The sequence below is a fragment of the Thiolinea disciformis DSM 14473 genome (assembly GCF_000371925.1).
GTDB classification, from domain to species: Bacteria; Pseudomonadota; Gammaproteobacteria; order Thiotrichales; family Thiotrichaceae; genus Thiolinea; species Thiolinea disciformis.
This window is the reverse complement of record NZ_AQVE01000010.1, coordinates 50076-71563: the sequence shown is the minus strand read 5'-3', so window position 1 is coordinate 71563 and position 21488 is coordinate 50076. Positions and strand designations below refer to the sequence as shown.

The following is a 21488-nucleotide window of genomic DNA, read 5'->3' as shown; positions in this document are numbered from 1 at the left end:
CTTGCGGGGTCTTTTTTTTAAAAGCAGCCTGTTTTTGGCGGGGTGCTTTTGTTTCTTATTGCTCAGTGCTTGTGGTGCAGAGAATTCTTTGCAGTTACAAGGTGAAACCATGGGCACTACTTGGCATGTCACTCTGACCGAGCAGCCGCAAACGAGGAGCATGGAAAGCTTGCAACGCGGTCTGGAAGATACCTTTATTCGCGTTAATGCACTCATGTCCACATGGCAAGTGGACTCTGAATTATCACGTTTTAACCAATCCACTAGCAAGGATTGGGTCTATGTGTGGCCGGATGTGGCGAAAGTGGTGGCAATCGCTCTACAGCTTAGTACGGAAAGCGAAGGTGCCTATGATATTACTGTAGGCCCCTTGGTAAATTTATGGGGATTTGGGCCGGGCGAACATGCGGGTGATTCAATCGCCCCTAGCCCAGACGCTATTCAAGCAGCCCTGAAGCGTGTTGGTTATATGAAGCTGCAAGTGACCGAGCATCCCCCCGCTTTGCGTAAATCACAGCCCGATCTCTATGTGGACTTATCGTCAATTGCCAAAGGCTACGGTGTTGATCAGGCACGCCAATACCTTGAGTCGCAAGGTATTCGCCATGGTATGGTAGAAGTTGGCGGCGAAGTGACCACGTGGGGTAAAAGTGCGCGTGGTGATGAATGGCGTATTGCCATTGAGCAGCCGAACGATACGGGCCGTGTCGTGCAGCAAGGTGTGAAATTGACTAACCAAGGGCTAGCAACTTCGGGCGATTATCGAAATTTTTTTAAGCAAAACGGCAAGCGTTACTCACATACCATTGACCCTAAGACAGGTTATCCCGTGGATAATGTATTAGCTTCGGTTTCGGTAATTGCGGAGAACACCATGCTTGCAGACGGGTATGCCACGTTACTAATGGCTTTAGGCTTGGAACGTGCGCGTACTTTTGCCCAAAAGCATCAGTTAGCCGCTTATTTTATTTGGCGTACTGATCAAGGTTTTGCCAGCGAAGCCAGTGCAGCTTTTAAACCATACTTAATTCAGGAACAGTAGTGTGGCGCGCCTCATTTTATTTAACAAACCCTATGATGTTCTTTGTCAATTCACCGACGAGCAAGGGCGTAAAACATTAAAAGATTTTATTCCAATTCCTAATGTTTATGCAGCAGGACGTTTGGATCGGGATAGCGAAGGTTTAGTCGTGTTAACCGACGATGGTGCTTTGCAACAACGGATTACTCATCCGCGCCATAAAACTAGCAAAACGTATTGGGTACAGGTGGAAGGCATTCCTAGCGATCAAGTGCTCAGTATTTTGCGTAATGGTGTGATGCTAAATGATGGTATGACGCGCCCTGCGCAGGTGGAACTCATCGCTGAGCCAGCGCAGTTATGGGAACGTATTCCACCGATTCGTGAAAGAAAAATGATACCTACGACGTGGTTGGCTCTCACCATTTCTGAGGGGCGAAATCGTCAGGTAAGGCGCATGACAGCAGCCGTTGGCTTACCAACGTTGCGCTTAATTCGGTATCGCGTGGGAAGTTGGTCAATAGATGAGCTTGAAATCGGCCAGTTCCGTGAGGTATAACTGGCCGTTAGAATAAAGAGCACTTGCAGTGGTATATGATTGGAGGAGAGGAGGAGTCATGTACCTATGTAACCACAAGTGCTGGCAACTGTTTAGCTATTTTTTCTTTTTGTTCTTGCTATGTAAGCTATCTTAGAAATTTTGCTGCAAGTGCACAAGCTATTATTTATTACCTGAATTAATAAAAAAACTAACCTGAAAATGTCGAGTTTATTTTACTAATTCTTCTAGCTCGGCGACGCGCCGTTCTAAAGTCTCTAAGCGTTGAACCAAATGTTCATATGACTTGCTATCTATTGTAGCGCTGTCTTCTAAAAACGCATTGCGCCTTATCAAATTTTCTTGATGCAGTGCAGCTAAATGTTCTGTCGTTCCCAAGCTATGGTAATAGCGATCTTCGCGTTGTCCAACATTAGCAGCTAAACGGATGATTAGGGGAGATTGGCCTTGAGTCCATGCCTCTAATTGCTGTTGAATGTCTGTTCCGCTCAATTCAGCCATTCTTTCCGTGCGCTGTTTAATTTCACTCAGTGTTTGCGGGCCACGTAGCAACAACACACACAAAATAGCCTGTTGCTTGCTATTAAGGGTCAATTTTTTGTTAACTCGGTGTGCGATACGCTGGGCGCGCTCACTGTTTTGGATCACAATCCAACCAAATTCTACGAGGCCACGGGCTATATGACCTACATCACCTTCTTTCAAATTCATCACCGGCTCACGATTGGTTTTTTGATTGCAGGCTAAGGTTAAAGAATTGATAGTTAAAGGATAATTATTCGGTGTGGTGAGTTGTTTTTCCATTAAACAACCCAATATTCTGAGTTCCTCAGGCGTAAATGGGGGCTTAGTCACGTCATCCAAAAGCGTCATAGGTTCGACCTGTTAGTGTTATTAATTTAATCAGTATGTGACACATAATCGCATTTTCTAAGCAATTTTCAAAACTAGCCTAAAGGAATTTTTGGTATGGAACATATATCCATCCAGCACTTAACGATGCAATTGGCTGAACTTTTGTGTGCGCGGCAGTGGCAGTTGGTTTGTGCTGAATCCTGTACAGGTGGTGGAATTGCTAAGGTTTGTACTGATTTGGCGGGAAGTTCAGCGTGGTTCGATAGTGGATTTGTTGTGTATAGCAATCAAGCTAAGCAGCAGGTATTGGGTGTCTCCAGTGACACATTACAGCGTTTTGGCGCAGTGAGCGAAGCTGTCGTACAAGAGATGGCGCAAGGTGCTTTACAGCAGTCTAGTGCTCACGTCTCTATTGCTGTGAGTGGTATTGCAGGCCCCAGTGGCGCTAGTGCTGAAAAACCAGTCGGTTTCATTTGCTTTGCATGGTGTTTGCCTAACCAAGCGGTAGCGTCGTCTGTTCAGTATTTTCAAGGTGACCGTGTGGGGATACGAGATCAAGCGGTTGAGTTTGCCTTACAGGAATTAGTTAAGCGTTTGGCCGCGTCATAAGCTGATGCGAGAAGTGCTTTTGTGGCTTATGGAGTTGTGGGATAATCGCGTGCTCGCAAGCCACGGGCTGTTAAAAAATTTTATTTTGGAGTAACGCATGGACGATAACAAAAAGAAAGCATTAGCTGCTGCTTTAGGTCAAATTGAGCGTCAATTTGGCAAAGGCGCCGTAATGCGTATGGGTGATGCGCCATCAGTTCGTAATATCGAAGCCATTTCAACTGGTTCTTTAACCTTAGATATAGCCCTCGGTATTGGTGGTTTGCCAAAAGGACGGATTGTTGAAATTTATGGGCCTGAGTCGTCGGGTAAGACAACGTTGACGCTGCAAGTGATTGCAGAATGCCAAAAAAATGGGGGGACGGCTGCTTTCGTTGATGCTGAACATGCACTTGATCCTGTTTATGCTGAGAAGTTAGGCGTTAATATCGATGATTTATTGGTCTCTCAACCTGATACCGGTGAGCAAGCCTTAGAAATTACCGATATGTTAGTGCGTTCGGGTGCGGTTGACGTCGTTGTCGTGGACTCGGTAGCAGCTTTGACGCCGAAAGCGGAAATTGAAGGCGATATGGGTGATTCGCACATGGGTCTCCAAGCGCGCTTAATGTCCCAAGCCCTGCGTAAGTTAACCGCCAATATCAAACGTTCTAATACACTGGTTATTTTTATTAACCAAATTCGTATGAAAATTGGAGTGATGTTTGGTAATCCTGAAACCACCACGGGCGGTAATGCGCTGAAATTCTATGCGTCAGTACGCTTGGATATTCGCCGCATTGGAGCATTGAAGAAAGGTGAAGAGATTATCGGTAATGAGACGCGTGTCAAAGTCGTTAAAAACAAAATGGCGCCACCTTTTAAACAAGCTGAATTTGAAATTCTGTATGGTGAAGGGATTTCACGTTTGGGTGAGCTGATTGAAATTGGTGTCGCTCAAGGTTTGATCGGCAAAGCAGGCGCTTGGTATAGCTATAACGGCGAGAAGATTGGTCAAGGTAAAGATAATGCCAAAAATTATCTGAAAGACCATCCGGAAATTGCAGCAGCGATTGAGCAAACTATCCGGTCATCTGCCTTGACTTTGCCAACGGTGGCGGTCGATGAGGATGACGAAGTAGTGGCGGACGATTAAGGGGAAGTAAGTGGGTGATATCGAAAATGGCTTACGTGCCAAAGCGATGCGCCTACTGGCTTCCCGTGAACATTCACAGACGGAACTGGCTCGGAAGCTGAGCCAGTTTTCTGAGGCTAGCTCAGAGCAAATTCAAGGGGTCGTGGCTGAGTTTGTCGCTGCGGGTTATCTTGATGATCAACGTTTTACTGAAATGCTGCTGCGTTCAGCCTTAGCGCGTGGCTATGGACCTATGAAGTTAGCTTTATCAGCGCGTGAAAAGGGTATTTCAGCTGTGCTGTTAGCAGAAGTTTTAGCGGCTGCTGACGTTGATTGGTTGGAGCAGGCGAAGCTTCAACGTGCAAAAAAATTTGGCGATACAATCCCACGGGATTTCAAGGAACGTGCTCGACAGTCGCGGTTTTTGGCGGGGCGCGGTTTTTATAGCGAATTAATTAATGCGGTTTTCCATGAAAAGTGCTGAATTACGACACAAATTTCTCAATTACTTTGCTGAACGAGGGCACTCGATTGTGTCATCGAGTTCATTAGTACCGAGTAATGATCCTACTTTACTGTTCACCAATTCTGGCATGGTTCAGTTCAAAGATGTCTTTCTGGGCATGGAAAAACGCGATTATGTCCGAGCAACCACGGCGCAACGCTGCTTGCGCGCCGGTGGCAAGCACAATGACTTAGATAATGTTGGCTACACGGCACGCCATCATACTTTCTTCGAAATGCTCGGCAATTTTAGTTTTGGCGATTACTTCAAACGTGATGCCATTCGTTTTGCTTGGGAGTTTCTGACGGAAGTAATTAAGTTACCCAAAGAAAAATTGTGGGTGACGGTTTACGCTGAAGATGACGAGGCTTTTAATATTTGGGTTCAGGACATTGGTTTTCCTGCCAACCGCATTAGCCGCATCGGTGATAACAAAGGCGAGCGTTATGCCTCCGACAATTTCTGGCAAATGGGTGACACTGGCCCTTGCGGTCCTTGCTCAGAGATTTTCTATGATCATGGTGAGCATATTTGGGGTGGCCCCCCAGGCTCTCCTGAGGAAGATGGCGACCGTTATATTGAAATTTGGAATTTGGTGTTCATGCAATATGAGCGCACCAAAGATGGCACGATGAATAAGTTGCCTAAGCCTTCGGTTGATACCGGTATGGGCTTAGAACGTTTAGCCGCGATTTTGCAAGGTGTGCATAGCAATTACGAAGTCGACACCTTCCAAACTTTGATTCAATCCATTGCTAGCTTAGCCAAGCGTGACGACTACGATAATCCCTCCTTAAAGGTTATCGCAGATCATATTCGCTCGTGTTCGTTCTTAATAGTGGACGGTGTATTGCCTTCCAATGAAGGTCGTGGCTATGTGTTGCGTCGTATTATTCGCCGCGCTGTGCGTCACGGCTACAAATTAGGTTTAGAAACACCGTTCTTCTACAAACTGGTTCAACCTTTAATGCAGGAAATGGGTGAGGCTTATCCTGAATTGGTGTCAGCGCAAGCCCAAGTAGAACAGGTATTACAGAAAGAGGAATTACGCTTTGCTGAAACCTTAGAGCAAGGCATGCGTATTCTGGAAGAGCGTATTGCCAATCTATCCGGCGATACCCTTGATGGCGCTACCGTCTTTGAGTTGTATGGTACTTACGGTTTCCCTGATGATTTAACGGCTGATATTGCGCGTGAGCGTAATTTGAAAGTTGATGCGGATGGTTTTAAAGCCGCGTTGGATGAGGAGCGTGACCGTGCGCGTGGAGCGGGTAAATTCGGGGCGGATTATCATAATCGTTTAGATGTGAGCGACGAGACTGAATTCCACGGCTATGACACCTTAGAGGAAACTAGCACGGTGACTGCTTTGTTCCGTCAGGGGCAAGCGGTGCAAAGCCTTATTTCTGGCGATGAAGGCCAAGTCATTTTAGATCATACCCCGTTTTATGCAGAGTCAGGCGGCCAAGTGGGTGACTCTGGGGTATTGCGTACAGCTAATGGCGTTTTCCGTGTGTATGATACGCGTAAGCAAGGCAAAACTTTTGTCCATACTGGCTTAGTGGAGGCTGGGGCGTTAACAGTCGGCACGCCAGTTGATGCACAAGTCAATAAAGAACGTCGTCACGCCATTATTCTCAATCACTCTGCCACGCATTTAATGCATGCCGCTTTGCGTCAAGTGCTGGGGGCGCATGTCGAGCAAAAAGGCTCACTAGTTACGCCTGATCGCTTGCGTTTTGACTTTTCCCACCCTGAGGCAGTGACACCTGAGCAAATCCTCAAGGTCGAAACTTTAGTTAATAGTGAAATTTTGGCGAATAATAGTGCTAGTGCGCAATTGATGAACATGGATCAAGCGAAAGCAGCGGGCGCTATGGCATTATTCGGTGAAAAGTATGGCGATATTGTACGCGTGATGAAGATTGGTTTCTCCACGGAGTTATGTGGGGGTTGCCACGTCGAGCGAACCGGCGATATTGGCTTATTCAAAATTATCAGCGAAGGTGGCGTGGCTGCTGGGGTTCGCCGGATTGAGGCGGTTACGGGTCTCAATGCTTTAGCATGGCTCAATGAAACCAATGAGCGCTTAAGTAGCGTTGCACGCTTATTGAAAGCCAATCAGGGCGAAGTCATTGATAAAGCTGAAGCTTTATTGAACCGCAATCGCCAATTGGAGCGGGAGTTAGAGCAGCTTAAAGGTAAAATGGCCTCTCAGGCTGGTTCTAGCTTAGCGGATCAGGCTCATGAATTGGGGGGTATTAAGATTTTAGCCGCGCATTTAGAAGGTGCTGACCCCCGTTCATTGCGCGATACAGTCGATCAATTAAAGAATAAATTAAGCCGTGCTGTGGTGGTATTAGCCACCGTGAGCGATGGCAAAGTCAGCTTAGTGGCGGGCGTGACCAAAGAGGAATCCGAGCGCTTGAAAGCTGGTGAGGTATTGCAGGCCGTTGCTGCGCAAATCGGTGGTAAGGCGGGTGGTCGTCCTGATATGGCACAAGGTGGTGGCACAGATGTCGCAGGATTGCCGGCTGCTTTGGAATCAGTAAAAACATGGGTTGCACAAAGGTTATAAGGACAGAGAAGGCGCATGGCGTTAATTGTACAAAAATATGGGGGTACTTCAGTGGGTACTCCAGAGCGTATTCAAGCAGTGGCTGATCGCGTAATTCGTTGGGTGAAAAAAGGCAACGAAGTGGTGGTGGTGGTGTCTGCCATGTCGGGCGAAACCAATAAATTGGTCGCTTTGATTAATGCAGTCAATCCGCAAGGTTCGGCGCGTGAAAAAGATGTCATTTTGGCGACGGGTGAGCAGGTCACGATTGGCTTATTAGCCTTAGCTTTAGAAAGCAAAGGTCAACCAGCACGTTCTTATACTGGCGCGCAAGCCGGTATTGTGACTGATGATGCCTTTACTAAAGCGCGGATTCGACACATTGATGACACAGCCATTCGAGCTGATTTAAAGGCTGGGCGCGTTGTAGTCGTTGCTGGCTTTCAAGGTATTGATGAGCAAGGCAGTATAACCACCTTAGGGCGGGGTGGTTCGGATACCACAGGCGTAGCCCTAGCTGTTGCCTTAAAAGCCGATGAGTGCCAAATTTATACCGATGTGGATGGAGTTTATACTACTGATCCACGGATTGAACCTAAAGCACGTCATATTCCGCGTTTAACGCTCGAAGAAATGTTGGAAATGGCCAGTCAAGGCTCTAAGGTTCTCCAAATTCGTTCGGTCGAATTCGCTTATAAATACGATATGCCGATTCGCGTCTTGTCCAGCTTTGATGAGCACGACGAAGGCAAAAGTACATTAGTTACCCGTGAGGAAGATGTAATGGAAGAGGTTTTGGTTCGGGGCATCGCTTTCAATCGCGATGAGGCGCAATTAACGATTTCTGGCGTACCTGACCAGCCAGGGGTGGCTTTTAGTATTTTAGGGCCCATTGCTGATGCGAATATCGAAGTCGATATGATTCTGCAGAATGTAAGCACGGATAAAACAGCCGATTTCACCTTCACTGTTCATAAGAACGACTATGACAATGCCCGTAAAATTCTGGCTAAAACAGGCGAGAAATTAGGTGCAGCAAAATGGGAAGGCGACACCAATGTTGCCAAAGTTTCCATTGTCGGCGCCGGTATGCGTTCTCATGCAGGTGTCGCGAGCAAGATGTTCAAAACGCTCGCAGACGAAGGCATTAATATTCGCATGATTTCTACCTCAGAAATTAAAGTATCCGTAGTGATTGATGAAAAGTATTTGGAATTAGCCGTGCGGGTTTTACATGAGGCTTTTGGCTTAGCTGCCTAATTTCTTTAGCTTTTCCTCTTACTGCAAACCATCTGTTGTGTATAGCTTCAGATGGTTTTTTTCTATTGGGCATTAAAAAATTAAGCTATTTGTGATGTAATCACTGTTGCTTTTTGCCACTAAATGGTAAAAGTGCAACAGAAGCTGAAAAAGTTCAGGCTCAGTTCAGACGCTCTATGCGAAGGTATCACGCATGATGTTGTAGTCTGGCTTCGGGGTATCAGCTTCTCTAGGAGCTTGGTGGTTTAATACAGCGATAGGGAGATTGGTGATATGTTAATATTAACCCGTAGGGTGGGGGAAACCCTGATGATCGGGGATGAAGTGAGCGTTACCGTATTAGGCGTGAAAGGTAATCAAGTCCGTCTAGGTATTAATGCTCCAAAGGATGTTGCTGTACACCGTGAAGAAATTTACGAGCGTATCCACCATGAGAATACAGGACAACAACCTGCCATCGTTGCCGAAGAAAATACAAATTAGTGCAATTTAGGACTTTACCTTATTCACTTTGGCGGTTATCCTTACCGCCTTCGTAAATGTTCGCATGGAGAGGTGGCCGAGAGGCCGAAGGCGCTCCCCTGCTAAGGGAGTATACCCCAAAAGGGTATCGCGGGTTCGAATCCCGCCCTCTCCGCCATTCTGTATGAGTATAATGACAAGTAACAACAAATAGTACTTGACCCAATACTCAAAAATCAGCACAATGCGCGACTTCACAAAGCGTCCATAGCTCAGTTGGATAGAGTACCTGGCTACGAACCAGGCGGTCGGAGGTTCGAATCCTTCTGGACGCGCCATATTTAAAAAGCTGCTTATTAGGCAGCTTTTTTGTTTTTAGCCTTTTCAATGAATTATCAGCTAATCAGCACATAAAAAACCACCGCCCGGTATAGGACGTCCAGCGACATCTCTTGCCTTGCTGTTATAACCTATAGCGCGTCTAAAATTCGCTGCTTGGCAAACAACTTCACCTTCTTTGAGCAGTGATTTTGGTATGGGGTAAAAGTCTCCTTCAAGGCGCCACTCTAGATTATAAGGATGTCGGTTGGCTTTAACCTTCATCATCTGAGGGGGGGCTGAGGGTTCATGTTTCATCATTCGACCCGAGGTTGTACAGGCACTAATCCCAAGAGAGCAGGCTATTAAAATAGGTATTTTCCTTGCGTTGAGCATAGTTGTATCTCCATTACAGCTAGCTACTAGCCCTTAATCATGCTTTGATAGAAGCAAGTAAGTTTTAGATTTCTTATGGGTATAGTCCGGCATAGTGTCTCTGCATCTTCAAGAGTTACACGACTAATGGTGCGGAATTTTTGGTGGAGTTCAGTGGGCTGAAAAATATGAAAAAATCATCAGGGATGAAGCATTTTTGTTAGGACTGGCCAGATAAGCCGGTGGTTTAATGAGAGCGGTTGACAGAGAATCTTGCTAAAGATTCGAGGGCTAGGCGGTAGTTTGATTCAGGCAAGCAATATAATTGGCTAATCGCATTGTCGGCCTCTTGGCGGGCCAATTGCATGGTGTAGTCAATGGCTTTGGTATCCGCTATTGTTTTCAACACCGTCTGAATGTGCTCCAAGCCACCTTCTTCAATGGCGGAGCGTAAAATGGCGGCAGTTTCACCAGAACTACGTTGTAAAGCAATGATAACGGGTAAAGTGGGTTTTCCTTCCGCCAAGTCATCGCCCACATTCTTCCCAAGCGTTTCACTATCAGCGGTATAGTCGAGTACATCATCAACCAATTGGAAGGCAGTGCCTAAATGCATACCATAACGCGCGACCGCATCTTCCACTTCAGTGGGTAATTGTGCGAGTACCGCGCCTAAACGACACGCGGCTTCAAAGAGTTTGGCGGTTTTGGAATGAATGACTTCCATATAACGCGCCTCAGTGGTATCTGCATCCCCACAATTTAAAAGCTGAAGGACTTCACCTTCGGCAATAACATTCGTGGTAGAGGCAAGGATCTCCATAACACGCATTTGCCCTACGGCAACCATCATTTCAAAAGAGCGCGAATAGAGAAAGTCGCCGACTAATACGGCTGCTTGATTGCCCCACACATTGTTGGCGGTTTCGCGCCCACGGCGTAATTGCGATTCATCTACCACATCGTCATGGAGTAGGGTGGCGGTATGAATAAACTCGACAATCGTTGCAATATCAATATGCTGGGAACCTTGATAACCACAAGCACGTGCACATAATAAGGCTAATAAGGGGCGCAAGCGTTTACCGCCACTATTAATAATGTAGTGGCTCAACTGATTCACCAATGAGACGTCGGAGTGCAAACGGCGCTGTATTAAAGCATTAACCGCCTGCATATCCGCCTCAGCGAGCTTGAGAATTGCGTTAAGATCCATTCGAGCTAAACCCATGAAAGCACTGCATCCTAGGAAGCCTAGTCTATCCTGTCAAGCTTGATTGAGCCTAGATAGTCAATAGGGTGATTAAAGACAGTATTTACCTGACTGCATACGGAAATATATTTGACCAATATCTTTGAAACCAGTAAAATCCGCCGACTTTTCACAGGACATTTTTTGGAGCTACAGATTTTATGTACGCGGTTATTGAAACAGGCGGTAAGCAATACCGTGTCGCTCAAGGCGACATCATCCAAGTAGAAAAATTGGATGCCGAAGAAGGCTCTAATGTTGATTTTGCTAATGTCCTGATGGTTGGGGAAGGCGAGTCCGTAAGGATCGGCGCTCCTTTTGTAGAAGGCTGTAAAGTGACTGCAACTGTCAAATCCCAGATGCGTGGCGAAAAAATTGAAATTATCAAATTCCGTCGTCGTAAGCACCATCAGAAGCGTACTGGTCACCGCCAGTATCTGACACAGATTGAAATCAATACGATTACAGGTTAAGGGGATTTTGACATGGCACATAAGAAAGCGGGTGGTAGTACCCGTAACGGACGTGATTCCGAGTCCAAACGCTTAGGTGTTAAGCGTTATGGTGGTCAGTTCGTTATTGCAGGTAATATTATTGTGCGTCAACGTGGCACCGAATTTCACCCTGGTGAAAATGTGGGCTGCGGAAAAGACCATACCTTATTTGCAAAAACAGACGGCATTGTAACTTTCCAAGTGAAAGGCATTAAACAACGTCGTTATGTAAGCATTCAGCCTGTAGAAGCTCAGGCTTAAAACGCAATACGGTTTTACTAAAAGCCCCGCATTGTCGGGGCTTTTTTGTATGCTTAACGGACACAGAGCTGTTAAGCGAGGCAAGGATTATGCAATTTGTAGATGAAGTCGTTATTCAAGTGAAGGCCGGCGATGGCGGTAATGGCGCGGTGAGTTTTCGTCGCGAAAAATTTATTGAATACGGCGGCCCTGACGGGGGCGATGGGGGTGATGGCGGCGATGTTTATTTAGTGGCTGAGCAAAACCTTAATACTTTAATCGATTTTCGCCATGAACGTCATTTTGAGGCGGGGCGCGGTAAGAATGGTGCTGGCCGCAATATGACGGGTGCACGCGGTGATGATAGATTGATTGCAGTGCCCGTTGGAACCATGGCTTATGATGACGAAACTGATGAGCTAATTGGTGATTTGACGGTGGCGGGTCAGCGTTTAATGATTGCTAAAGGCGGCTTTCATGGCCTCGGAAATTTGCGCTATAAAAGCTCCATTAACCGTTCACCCCAACAGTCCAAACCAGGAACAACGGGTGAGTTGCGCCAGGTTCGTTTAGAGCTAAAGCTATTAGCGGATGTGGGTTTATTAGGTTTACCCAATGCCGGCAAATCGACCTTGATTAGTGCGGTATCCTCAGCACGCCCTAAAATTGCTAATTATCCGTTTACAACCTTGTATCCGAATTTGGGTGTCGTAAGAGTCGGGCAATTACAAAGTTTCGTAATGGCGGATATTCCGGGCTTGATTGAGGGTGCTGCGGAAGGGGCTGGTTTAGGTATTCAGTTTTTAAAGCATCTAGCGCGCAATCGTTTGTTATTGCACGTAGTGGATGTAGCACCCTTGGATGAACAAGAAGAGCCCGTCAAAGCAGTCGGGATTATTGAGCAAGAACTCGCGCAGTATAGCGAAGACTTAGCTGAATTGCCGCGTTGGCTAGTCTTGAATAAAATTGATGTCTTGCCAGAAGAAGTGCGTGAAGCACATTGTGAATCCATTGTTGAGGCACTCGATTGGCAGGAGCCAGTGTTCTATATTTCAGCAGCGACTGGAATGGGCACGCAAGAACTGTGTTATGAAATTATGCAATATTTAGAAGAACATGCAGAACAGGTCTGAATACATTACAAAAACACGACGTTGGATTGTCAAAATCGGTAGCGCGCTCTTAACGGGTGATGGGGCTGGCTTAGATCGCAATGCTTTGGCCCAGTGGGCGGGGCAAATGGCTCGGTTACGCAAGCAAGGCATTGAGATCGTATTAGTGTCTTCGGGTGCAGTAGCAGAAGGCATGAGCCGAATGGGTTGGAAGCAAAAACCCAAAGCGCTATTTGAAAAGCAAGCTGCCGCTGCCATAGGTCAAATGAGCTTAATTCATGCTTATGAGGTGTGTTTTCAAGAGCATGGCTATTTAGCGGCACAGGTTCTCTTAACCCACGATGATTTAGCAGATCGCCGTCGTTATTTGAATGCACGTAATACACTACGAACCTTGGTAGCGCTCGGCACCATTCCGATTATTAATGAAAATGACACTGTCGCTTCAGCCGAAATTCGGTTTGGCGATAATGATACCTTAGGCGCCTTAGTGGCTGGCTTAGTAGAAGCCGAATTGCTCATTATCCTCACAGACCAAGCGGGCTTATTCGATAAAGATCCGCGCAAATTTGCCGATGCTGTACTCATTAGTGAAGGGCGGGCCATGGATGAGCGCTATCTGGAATATGCTGGCGGCGCAGGAACTGCTATTGGTAGCGGTGGTATGCGTACCAAGGTATTGGCGGCGAAAATTGCAGCCCGTGCTGGTTGTGCCACGTTAATTGCTTCAGGACGTGAACCTGACGTATTAGAGCGTATTGCACGCGGTGAAAATTTAGGTTCGCTCTTATTACCGGATCAAGCTCCCCTAGCGGCTCGTAAGCAATGGATCGCTAGCCAAATTCAATCCGGAGGCGTGTTATGGTTGGATGCGGGCGCTACCAATGCGATTGTCACGACAGGACGCAGTTTGTTGCCTGTGGGCGTAAAGAAGATTGACGGCGAGTTTGAGCAAGGGGAAATTGTGACTTGCGTCAGTCCAGACGGCAAGCTCTTAGCCAAGGGTTTGGTCAATTATGCAAGTGATGAAGCGCGCCAGATTTTAGGGCAGCCTTCCAGTGCTATTGAAAGTATTTTAGGCTATGTAGAAGCACCGGAATTAATTCATCGCGATAATCTAGTGATCTTGTGAGCCTATCCTAAGATGCATCATAATATTGGCCTTATGTTGACCCAGACGGTGTTTATGCTATGAGTGACCCAGAAACCTATCACATTCAAGTCTTAGTTGAGGCTCAATATGTGGATAGTGAATCCGAACCTGCGCGTAGCCGTTATGTATTTGCTTATACCATCACTATTATTAATCAAGGTACGATTCCTGTGCGTTTATTGAGTCGTCATTGGTTAATCACTGACTCTAATGGTATGACCCAAGAAGTGCGTGGTGACGGTGTGGTTGGTGAACAACCTTATTTAGAGCCGGGCGAAGGTTTTCGCTATACCAGTGGCGCGGTTTTAGACACACCGGTTGGGGCTATGCAAGGTAGTTATCTCATGCGTGCAGACGATGGTCATGAATTCACTGCGCCCATTAAGCCTTTTAGTCTTTCTGACCCTAAAAAGCTTCACTAATACCCCACCGTTTTGGCGAAAAAAAACCCAAACAACATGTGTCTGGGTTTGATGGTTGCGGCCTCACATTCCTTATGAAGCGCCGCGAACTGATTAAAGATTCAAGGTGATGCTAATCTCGTTACTCAGTCAGTATAAGCCTTCAGTAAAAAATCACAGGTTTTCAGGCCAATTTTCCGATAACCGCCACTAAATTCTTTATAAAGTCCATTTGTCGCCCCATTTGTCTGCTCTCTAATGACAAGTACTAAAGTTTTACTTATAAAGGCTTGAATTAGAAATATAACGAAGCCCCAACTTCATAATGCAAACTAGCCAAACTAGAAAAGTATAAAAATTATGAAAACCACAAGTAATGAGCGTGGCCGTTTGAGTGCCTATGTTTTGCCTTTTATGTTGATGGCTACCACAACAGTAGCTAGTCAGAATGCTTCTGCGGATATTTATTCGTATGTGGATAAAAATGGTACGCGTTGGCTAACGAATGTATCAGTGAATAACAAAAATGCTAAATTGATTGCTCGTACCCCAAAATTCAAAAACTCAACGCGTCGTGAGCCAACCACTAATTACAACGAAAATCTTTCAGCGCGTGGTATTCGCGTCAATAGTTGTATGCGTCTGAATCATAATCAAGTGGAAGAGCGTACCGCACCTCATTTAGATACGATTAGAAAGTATGCTACTCAATATGGTGTCGAAGAAAGTTTAGTCCGCGCTATTATTCGCCAAGAGTCTTGTTTTAATCAGCGTGCACGCTCTCACGTAGGTGCCACCGGCTTAATGCAATTAATGCCCGGCACAGCGGATTTATTGGGTGTGAATATACACGATTCACAGCAGAATATTCGCGGTGGCGTAAAGTATATTGCGCAAATGTTGCGTAAATTTGATGGCGATAAGCGTTTGGCTTTAGCCGCTTATAATGCAGGTCCTGGTGCAGTTATTAAATACGGTGGCGTTCCACCGTATCGTGAGACGCAAGATTATGTTGTTAAAGTAATGGCTGAATATAAACGCCTAGAAAAAACCAATCAGGTTGCAACAGTAAATTATGCACGTAGCTCGTATCAGACCGTCGGTTTACGTCGCCATCAAGGCGGTTTTCAAGCGGGTGGCGCTGATCAGTATCAATAGATAGTTCTAGGTTCTTTTTCCGTGTAACGCTAGTCTCATTTTCGGACAACATGGTATCCTTGTTGTCCTTTATTAGTTTAGGCGTTACCGGAGTTTGCAATGTCAATGAGTGATCGCGATGGCCTAATTTGGCTAGATGGCGAAATGGTGCCTTGGCGTGAGGCAAAAGTTCACGTTTTAACCCACACCTTACATTATGGCATGGGCGTATTTGAAGGCGTGCGCGCTTATAATAGTGAGCTTGGCACGGCGATTTTCCGTCTGAAAGAACATACTGATCGCTTATTCAATTCTGCCAAAATCATGCGTATGCCAATGCCATTCAGCAAAGAAGTACTGAATGAGGCACAGCGTCAAGTCGTGCGCGAAAATAATTTAAAAACCGCATATCTGCGCCCTATGTGTTTCTATGGTTCAGAGGGTATGGGTTTGCGTGCGGACAACCTGAAAGTTCACTGTATGGTTGCTGCATGGGAGTGGGGTGCTTATTTAGGTACCGATGGTTTGACCAAAGGTATTCGCATTAAAACTTCTTCCTTCACACGCCATCATGTCAATATTGCGATGTGTAAAGCTAAGGCCAATGGCAATTACATCAATTCAATGCTCGCGCTGCGCGATGCGTTGGATGATGGGTATGACGAAGCTTTATTATTAGACACGGATGGTTTCGTGGCGGAAGGCAGTGGTGAAAACTTCTTTCTCGTAAAAGATGGTGTCATTTATACGCCTGACTTAACGTCGGCTTTAGATGGTATTACGCGCCGTACTTTATTAGCAATGGCGAGTGATTTGGGTATCGAAGTACGTGAAAAACGCATCACGCGCGACGAGGTCTATATCGGGGACGAGGCATTCTTTACTGGTACTGCTGCGGAAGTAACACCCATTCGTGAATTGGATAGACGCCCAATTGGTGAGGGTAAACGGGGCCCGATTACTGAAAAATTACAAAATCTATTTTTTGATATTGTGAATGGTCGCAATGAAAAATATCACGATTGGCTAACGGTGGTGTAATGATGGCAACAACCAGCACAAAAGATTATGAACGTTTGGGCACGAGCCGCGAAGTAATCGTCACCCGCAAAGATTTACCTTTACATTGCCCCACTGATACAACAGCCCTGTGGTGTTCACATCCACGCGTATTTTTGCCAATTGATTCCAACGATGGTGCGAGTTATCGCTGTCCTTACTGTGGTACTTTGTATCGTGTTTTAGGCTAAGTTGCGCATTCTCAAGGCTTTTGTCCTATTATTCAGTAGGATAATGGTTTTTGAAAGGATGCCAAACAATGCGAAAAACACTCTTAATGGCGGCTATCTGTCTCAGCATGGCCGCTTGTGGCGGTAAAGAAAATACGGCCGCAACCTTTCCTTCTGAGCTTATTCCACAGGCCCTCGCTGCTAGTGACGCAAATCATGCGGCTATTGTGACGAATGATGCGGAACGTGCAGTCTTAGTAAAGCAGGCCATGCAGGCGGGTCAAGCCTTTAGCGCACAACTGCGTAATGAATTACAAATGGCGATGAAATCTGGCGGCCCTTTAGCAGCGATTAATGTGTGCCACACTAAAGCGCCTGAAATCGCTCAAGCCGTTTCCGCAGAGAAAAATGTCCAAGTCTCACGCGTCAGCTTAAAAAATCGCAATCCTGACCAAGGTCAGCCGCTTGCGTGGCAAAAGGCCGTTTTAGAGGGCTTCGATCAGCGTAAAGCGGCAGGCGAGGCTGCGGACGGCTTACTTTATGCTGAAATTAATGGCTCAGAATTCCGCTTTATGAAAGCCATTGCGACGGACAAAGTTTGTTTAACCTGTCATGGCACCGATATTAAGCCCGAAGTATCAGCGTTAATTAACAAGCTCTACCCAGCTGATAAAGCCACTGGTTATCAAGAGGGCGAGTTACGCGGTGCTTTGGTGGTCATTAAGAATTTAGCGCAATAACACATAGCCCTGTTGGCATAACTGTTGTATTCGTGCGTCTTCTGATATATAGCATCATGGGATTATTGGAATCAGATTTACGAGCGAGGCAGCAGTTATGTCACATATTCAAGGCAGGGGGCAGTGTCGTACTTGTCATATTCGCCATCTGAGTATTTTTGCACGTTTACCTGAAGCGCGCTTTGAGCAAATTCAAGGTTTTCATCCTGCCGTATTGTCGTTTCAAACCGATGAGACAATTTATCATCAAGGCACTATAGCCGCCCATGCTTATACCCTACGTAAGGGTATTGTGAAACTGACTAAAATGTTACCCAATGGTCGCACGCAAATTCTACGTGTGCTACAAAGTGGTGATTTATTTGGTTTTGAAGGCTTTGCCGATCAGCCTTATAATCAAACGGCTATTGCTTTAACGGCTTGTGAAGTTTGCCGTTTACCTTTAAGTGAACTGAATGATTTAAAGCGTCAGCATATTGAAATTGAACAGGCCATGACCAATCGTTGGCTGCAACATTTGCGCGAAGCGGAAGATATGATGCTGGAATTGGGCGCGAAAAAAGCAGGCGAGCGACTAGCCTCATTTTTAATGCGCTGGTGTGAACACGGCCCTGTCCATAATGGCTGGGTAGACTTGCCGTTATCGCGTGCAGAAATTGGTGAGCTATTAGGTTTAACCATTGAAACAGTGAGTCGGTTTTTATCCGATTGGAAGCGCCAAGGTATGATTGGTGAACAGCGCGGTATGATACAAATTCAGGATGTGACTGGTTTACGCGAGCTGGTTTGCTCTAGTGGTAGTTGTTAGGTAAGTACGATGACGGCAGATGCATTAGAACTGTATATTACGGCTGCGCATGAGTGTCCTTATTTACCTGAGCGTCGTGCTACTAATCTCCTAGTTGATCCTGCTTTTAATATGTCTGCGCCTGTTTATAGTCAGTTATTGGACAAAGGGTTTAGACGCAGCGGTGGGGATGTTTATCGGCCTTGTTGCCAACGTTGCCAATTATGCGTTTCCACTCGTATTGCGGTGAATGCTTTTAAAGCGTCGCGCAGCCAAAAGCGCACTTGGAAGCAAAATCAAGATTTGACGGTACGAGTTAATGAGAATGGCTATCGACGTGACTATACTGCCTTGTATTTAAGCTATGTAAAAGCACGTCATGCGGGGGGGGGTATGGACGATGATACCCCTTCATCATTTGCACGTTTTATTTTAGCGCCATGGTGCAAAACGGTTTTGCTGGAATTTTGGCTGGGCGAGCGCTTGATGGCGGTGGCCGCTACCGATTGGCTTAAACAGGGTTTATCTTCTGTTTATACATTTTATGATCCTTCGGAAGGGAGTGCGCGTGGACTAGGGACTTTTGCCTTGTTGTGGCAGATAGAATGGGCTAGATCCTTAGGTTTGGCTTATGTTTATCCAGGTTATTGGATCGCAGAATCGCCGAAAATGCGCTATAAAATTAATTTTCAGCCGATTGAAGGTTTGGTTGATGGACAGTGGGTGAGTCTTCCCAAGCCTACATGACTATAAGTGTCAAGGACAAAAAAGGCGGGTGATAAAACCCGCCCAGTGTTTGAGGAAGCTGGTTGCTAAAACACAACTCTTGTTATTATCTGAGTGCCTTCATGAGACTTTAGTATCATGAGGCAAGTGCTGATCATTATAAGTGGGCTAAATTAACAACGCTTGAATCTATTAGATTTATTTATTGTTAGACTAGACGAAGACTTATTGACTAGAGCAAGGCCGTATTGTACGTGCGCGACTGTGCTAAGCTGAATAAATCAGAGTCCTACTAAAAGTGTCCTATGTGTTAATATAGATAACTTGTGTTTAGCTTCCGGGAGGCAGCAATGGGTAATTTATCACCATTACGTTCAAGTAAAAAAGCTGCGGTAGCTTGTAATAATTGTAGTTTAAGTGAGCTATGCTTACCTCGCGGCTTAACCCAAGAGGAGCTAAACCGCTTAGAAGCCGCTATTGAAAAAACTATTAAAATTACTAAGAAAGATTACTTGTATCGGCGTGATGATGCACATCAAGCGATTTATGCCGTTAAATCAGGCGCTATTAAAACCTGTCTTTCGACTTCAGATGGGGAAGAGCAAATCTTAGGGTTTTATCTACCGGGCGACTTAATAGGTTTTGATGCGTTGGCGCATAATCATCATACCTGTGATGCTCAGGCCTTAGAGGACACCTTGGTTTGTGAGCTAAAAATGGATGCGTTTCAGGATTTATGTGGCAGTTTGGCAAGTTTAAGGTTAGGGATGATGCGCCAAGTTGGGATAGAGATTGAGCGTGAGCATCATATGCTACTCACCTTAGGACAGATGCGTACCGAAGAGCGTTTAGCGACCTTTTTGATTGGTATTTCTGAGAGAAATCAAGCACGTGGTTTCTCCCGTAAAGAGTTTTATTTACCGATGGCGCGGCATGATTTGGCCAATTATTTAGGCATGGCCGTTGAAACCTTGAGCCGCATGTTCTCACGTTTACAAGAAGACAATATTATCACGGTGCGCCATCGCCTCATCGATATTTTGGATATGGATAAGCTTAAGGAATTAGCACATTACAACTGTCGTAATACCTAGACCTTTGGCTAAATGACTCGTGAAAAATGTTGCTCAGGGACTTTTTTTCGTAAACTAACGTCAAATACCATACAAATATTGCGAATTAAGAAGCGTCCGCGTGCCGTAACACGGAGGTAGCTCGGCTCTAAAATGACCAAATTATCGTCTGCCATAGTGCGAAGCAGAGCTATTTCACGCTGGAAATAGTCGGCAAAAGGAATGTTAAAAGTATGCTCAAATTGCCCAATATCCAGTTCGAATTGGCAAGTGAGTTTCTGAATGAGTGTACGGCGAATTTGATCATCTTCATTGAGGATCAGTCCTTTGCAGACTGGCAATTTCCCTTGGTCGAGTGCTGCATAATAAGTGTCTAGCTGTTTTTCATTTTGACTATAGCATTCGCCAACACTACTAATCGCACTCACGCCCATGGCCACCAAATCACAATCCGCGTGTGTGGTATAGCCTTGGAAGTTGCGATGCAGACTACCGTTTTGTTGTGCTAAGGCCAGCTCATCATCCGGCTTGGCAAAATGATCCATGCCAATATACACATAACCCGCTGCGCTTAAACGCTCTACCGAGCGCTGTAGAATTTGTAGCTTTTCATCAGATGAAGGTAAGTCTTCCACATTAATGCGACGCTGTGGTTTGAAGAGATGGGGTAGGTGCGCATAATTAAAGAGTGATAAGCGATCCGGTGCTAAAGCAATCACGGTATCGAGCGTACGCATAAAGCGCTCAACCGTTTGCAAGGGCAGGCCATAAATCAGATCAATACTAATCGACTTAGCTTGCTGTGCGCGGCAAGCTTGGATAATTTCCATGGTTTTGCCAATCGGCTGAATGCGATTTACCGCGCGTTGTACGCTCTCATCAATATCTTGTACGCCCAAGCTGAAACGATTGAAACCGACTTCTTTTAATAGGGCAATAGTTTCACTACTAACAGAACGCGGGTCGATCTCAATAGAGAAATCGCGTGAGTCAGAGTTATCGAGCGTAAAATGACTGCGTAATTCAGCCATGAGGGCGCGAATTTGATCATGATTCAAAAACGTGGGAGTGCCGCCGCCCCAGTGTAATTGTTCTACTATCCGGTCACGATCATATAACTTTGCTTGTAGGGCTATTTCGCGAAACAAATACGTTAAGTACGTTTCTGCTTGCCCATACTGTTTCGTCACCACTTTATTGCAGGCGCAATAAAAACAGACGGTGTCACAAAAAGGGATGTGCACGTACAAGGATAAAGGCAATGGAATGAGATCTTCATTGCTCAAATGCGCTTGGGTTTGATACTGCTCGGGAGTAAAGGCTTGAAAAGCCAGCGCGCTGGGGTAGGAAGTATAGCGAGGCCCCGTGGTATCGTATCGACGAATCAAATCGGCATCAAATTGGATATTATTCATGGCTATTGATACTCAGACTATTGGCAAGTACAGGGTGCTTAGTCCATGTTACAATAGCGTGTTTGCTCTGCTGCGTCTTAATCTAAATCAAGAT

General features: G+C 45.8%; 23 protein-coding genes and 2 tRNA genes. 22 read left to right on the top strand and 3 right to left on the bottom strand.

The window, feature by feature from the left end; translation table 11 throughout:
* The first annotated feature begins 34 nt into the window (after nucleotides 1-34).
* Both A3IE_RS0109745 and A3IE_RS0109740 read left to right on the top strand, forming a co-directional pair.
* Complete coding sequence (locus A3IE_RS0109745; RefSeq protein ID WP_020395429.1) at nucleotides 35-1042, top strand: FAD:protein FMN transferase; 1008 nt, start codon at nucleotides 35-37, stop codon at nucleotides 1040-1042.
* A 1-nt stretch (nucleotide 1043) separates the two neighbouring features.
* Nucleotides 1044-1580, top strand: a complete 537-nt coding sequence (locus A3IE_RS0109740; RefSeq protein ID WP_020395428.1) for an rRNA large subunit pseudouridine synthase E — start codon at nucleotides 1044-1046, stop codon at nucleotides 1578-1580.
* A 210-nt stretch (nucleotides 1581-1790) separates the two neighbouring features.
* Here A3IE_RS0109740 and A3IE_RS0109735 read toward each other — a convergent pair whose 3' ends face one another.
* Nucleotides 1791-2453 (bottom strand): YceH family protein, encoded by a 663-nt coding sequence (locus A3IE_RS0109735; RefSeq protein WP_026154863.1) that lies wholly within the window; start codon nucleotides 2451-2453, stop codon nucleotides 1791-1793.
* A 96-nt stretch (nucleotides 2454-2549) separates the two neighbouring features.
* Between A3IE_RS0109735 and A3IE_RS0109730 the strand changes: the two genes are divergently transcribed.
* The 8 genes from A3IE_RS0109730 to A3IE_RS0109695 all read left to right on the top strand — a co-directional run bounded on the left by A3IE_RS0109730 (nucleotide 2550) and on the right by A3IE_RS0109695 (nucleotide 9280).
* The gene (locus A3IE_RS0109730) at nucleotides 2550-3044 is read left to right on the top strand and encodes a CinA family protein (protein ID WP_020395426.1); all 495 of its coding nucleotides are present in this window, start codon (nucleotides 2550-2552) and stop codon (nucleotides 3042-3044) included.
* 97 nt (nucleotides 3045-3141) lie between these two features.
* Nucleotides 3142-4179, top strand: coding sequence for a recombinase RecA (recA, locus tag A3IE_RS0109725; protein WP_020395425.1), 1038 nt, complete (start codon nucleotides 3142-3144; stop codon nucleotides 4177-4179).
* A 10-nt stretch (nucleotides 4180-4189) separates the two neighbouring features.
* Nucleotides 4190-4642, top strand: a complete 453-nt coding sequence (locus A3IE_RS0109720; RefSeq protein WP_020395424.1) for a regulatory protein RecX — start codon at nucleotides 4190-4192, stop codon at nucleotides 4640-4642.
* The gene (gene alaS / locus A3IE_RS0109715) at nucleotides 4629-7241 is read left to right on the top strand and encodes an alanine--tRNA ligase (protein WP_020395423.1); all 2613 of its coding nucleotides are present in this window, start codon (nucleotides 4629-4631) and stop codon (nucleotides 7239-7241) included. Before A3IE_RS0109720 ends, alaS begins: the two co-directional genes overlap by 14 nt.
* Nucleotides 7242-7256: 15 nt before the next feature.
* Nucleotides 7257-8480 (top strand): aspartate kinase, encoded by a 1224-nt coding sequence (locus A3IE_RS0109710; protein WP_020395422.1) that lies wholly within the window; start codon nucleotides 7257-7259, stop codon nucleotides 8478-8480.
* Nucleotides 8481-8753: 273 nt separating this feature from the next.
* Nucleotides 8754-8963 (top strand): carbon storage regulator CsrA, encoded by a 210-nt coding sequence (gene csrA, locus A3IE_RS0109705; RefSeq protein WP_020395421.1) that lies wholly within the window; start codon nucleotides 8754-8756, stop codon nucleotides 8961-8963.
* A 66-nt stretch (nucleotides 8964-9029) separates the two neighbouring features.
* Nucleotides 9030-9120 (top strand) — tRNA-Ser (locus tag A3IE_RS0109700).
* An 83-nt stretch (nucleotides 9121-9203) separates the two neighbouring features.
* Nucleotides 9204-9280 (top strand) — tRNA-Arg (locus A3IE_RS0109695).
* 602 nt (nucleotides 9281-9882) lie between these two features.
* On the opposite strand, the gene ispB is transcribed toward A3IE_RS0109695, so the two are convergent.
* Nucleotides 9883-10851 carry an octaprenyl diphosphate synthase gene (gene ispB / locus A3IE_RS0109685; protein ID WP_026154862.1) on the bottom strand — a complete coding sequence of 323 codons (969 nt, stop codon included), beginning with the start codon at nucleotides 10849-10851 and terminating at the stop codon, nucleotides 9883-9885.
* A 197-nt stretch (nucleotides 10852-11048) separates the two neighbouring features.
* Between ispB and rplU the strand changes: the two genes are divergently transcribed.
* From rplU to fnr, 12 genes are all read left to right on the top strand, one after another.
* Nucleotides 11049-11360 carry a 50S ribosomal protein L21 gene (gene rplU, locus A3IE_RS0109680; protein ID WP_020395418.1) on the top strand — a complete coding sequence of 104 codons (312 nt, stop codon included), beginning with the start codon at nucleotides 11049-11051 and terminating at the stop codon, nucleotides 11358-11360.
* A 12-nt stretch (nucleotides 11361-11372) separates the two neighbouring features.
* Nucleotides 11373-11642 carry a 50S ribosomal protein L27 gene (rpmA, locus tag A3IE_RS0109675; RefSeq protein WP_020395417.1) on the top strand — a complete coding sequence of 90 codons (270 nt, stop codon included), beginning with the start codon at nucleotides 11373-11375 and terminating at the stop codon, nucleotides 11640-11642.
* Nucleotides 11643-11731: 89 nt separating this feature from the next.
* Entirely contained in the window at nucleotides 11732-12754 is a 1023-nt protein-coding gene (cgtA, locus tag A3IE_RS0109670; protein WP_020395416.1) for an Obg family GTPase CgtA, read from the top strand.
* Nucleotides 12738-13865, top strand: coding sequence for a glutamate 5-kinase (gene proB / locus A3IE_RS0109665; RefSeq protein WP_020395415.1), 1128 nt, complete (start codon nucleotides 12738-12740; stop codon nucleotides 13863-13865). Before cgtA ends, proB begins: the two co-directional genes overlap by 17 nt.
* Nucleotides 13866-13924: 59 nt before the next feature.
* Nucleotides 13925-14308 carry a Co2+/Mg2+ efflux protein ApaG gene (gene apaG / locus A3IE_RS0109660; RefSeq protein WP_020395414.1) on the top strand — a complete coding sequence of 128 codons (384 nt, stop codon included), beginning with the start codon at nucleotides 13925-13927 and terminating at the stop codon, nucleotides 14306-14308.
* A 339-nt stretch (nucleotides 14309-14647) separates the two neighbouring features.
* Nucleotides 14648-15445 carry a lytic transglycosylase domain-containing protein gene (locus A3IE_RS23270; RefSeq protein WP_020395413.1) on the top strand — a complete coding sequence of 266 codons (798 nt, stop codon included), beginning with the start codon at nucleotides 14648-14650 and terminating at the stop codon, nucleotides 15443-15445.
* Nucleotides 15446-15544: 99 nt separating this feature from the next.
* Nucleotides 15545-16465, top strand: a complete 921-nt coding sequence (locus tag A3IE_RS0109650) for a branched-chain amino acid transaminase (protein WP_026154861.1) — start codon at nucleotides 15545-15547, stop codon at nucleotides 16463-16465.
* Nucleotides 16465-16674 carry a zinc-finger domain-containing protein gene (locus A3IE_RS0109645; protein WP_020395411.1) on the top strand — a complete coding sequence of 70 codons (210 nt, stop codon included), beginning with the start codon at nucleotides 16465-16467 and terminating at the stop codon, nucleotides 16672-16674. The genes A3IE_RS0109650 and A3IE_RS0109645 overlap by 1 nt, the downstream gene beginning before the upstream one ends.
* Nucleotides 16675-16742: 68 nt before the next feature.
* Nucleotides 16743-17393 (top strand): Tll0287-like domain-containing protein, encoded by a 651-nt coding sequence (locus tag A3IE_RS0109640; RefSeq protein WP_020395410.1) that lies wholly within the window; start codon nucleotides 16743-16745, stop codon nucleotides 17391-17393.
* A gap of 97 nt (nucleotides 17394-17490) precedes the next feature.
* Entirely contained in the window at nucleotides 17491-18201 is a 711-nt protein-coding gene (locus A3IE_RS0109635; protein WP_020395409.1) for a Crp/Fnr family transcriptional regulator, read from the top strand.
* Nucleotides 18202-18210: 9 nt separating this feature from the next.
* Nucleotides 18211-18927: an arginyltransferase gene (locus A3IE_RS0109630; RefSeq protein ID WP_020395408.1), complete on the top strand. Its 717-nt coding sequence runs from the start codon at nucleotides 18211-18213 to the stop codon at nucleotides 18925-18927.
* Between the two features lie 329 nt (nucleotides 18928-19256).
* Entirely contained in the window at nucleotides 19257-20000 is a 744-nt protein-coding gene (gene fnr, locus A3IE_RS0109625) for a fumarate/nitrate reduction transcriptional regulator Fnr (protein ID WP_020395407.1), read from the top strand.
* 8 nt (nucleotides 20001-20008) lie between these two features.
* Here fnr and hemN read toward each other — a convergent pair whose 3' ends face one another.
* The gene (gene hemN, locus A3IE_RS0109620; RefSeq protein WP_020395406.1) at nucleotides 20009-21394 is read right to left on the bottom strand and encodes an oxygen-independent coproporphyrinogen III oxidase; all 1386 of its coding nucleotides are present in this window, start codon (nucleotides 21392-21394) and stop codon (nucleotides 20009-20011) included.
* Nucleotides 21395-21488: the final 94 nt, after the last annotated feature.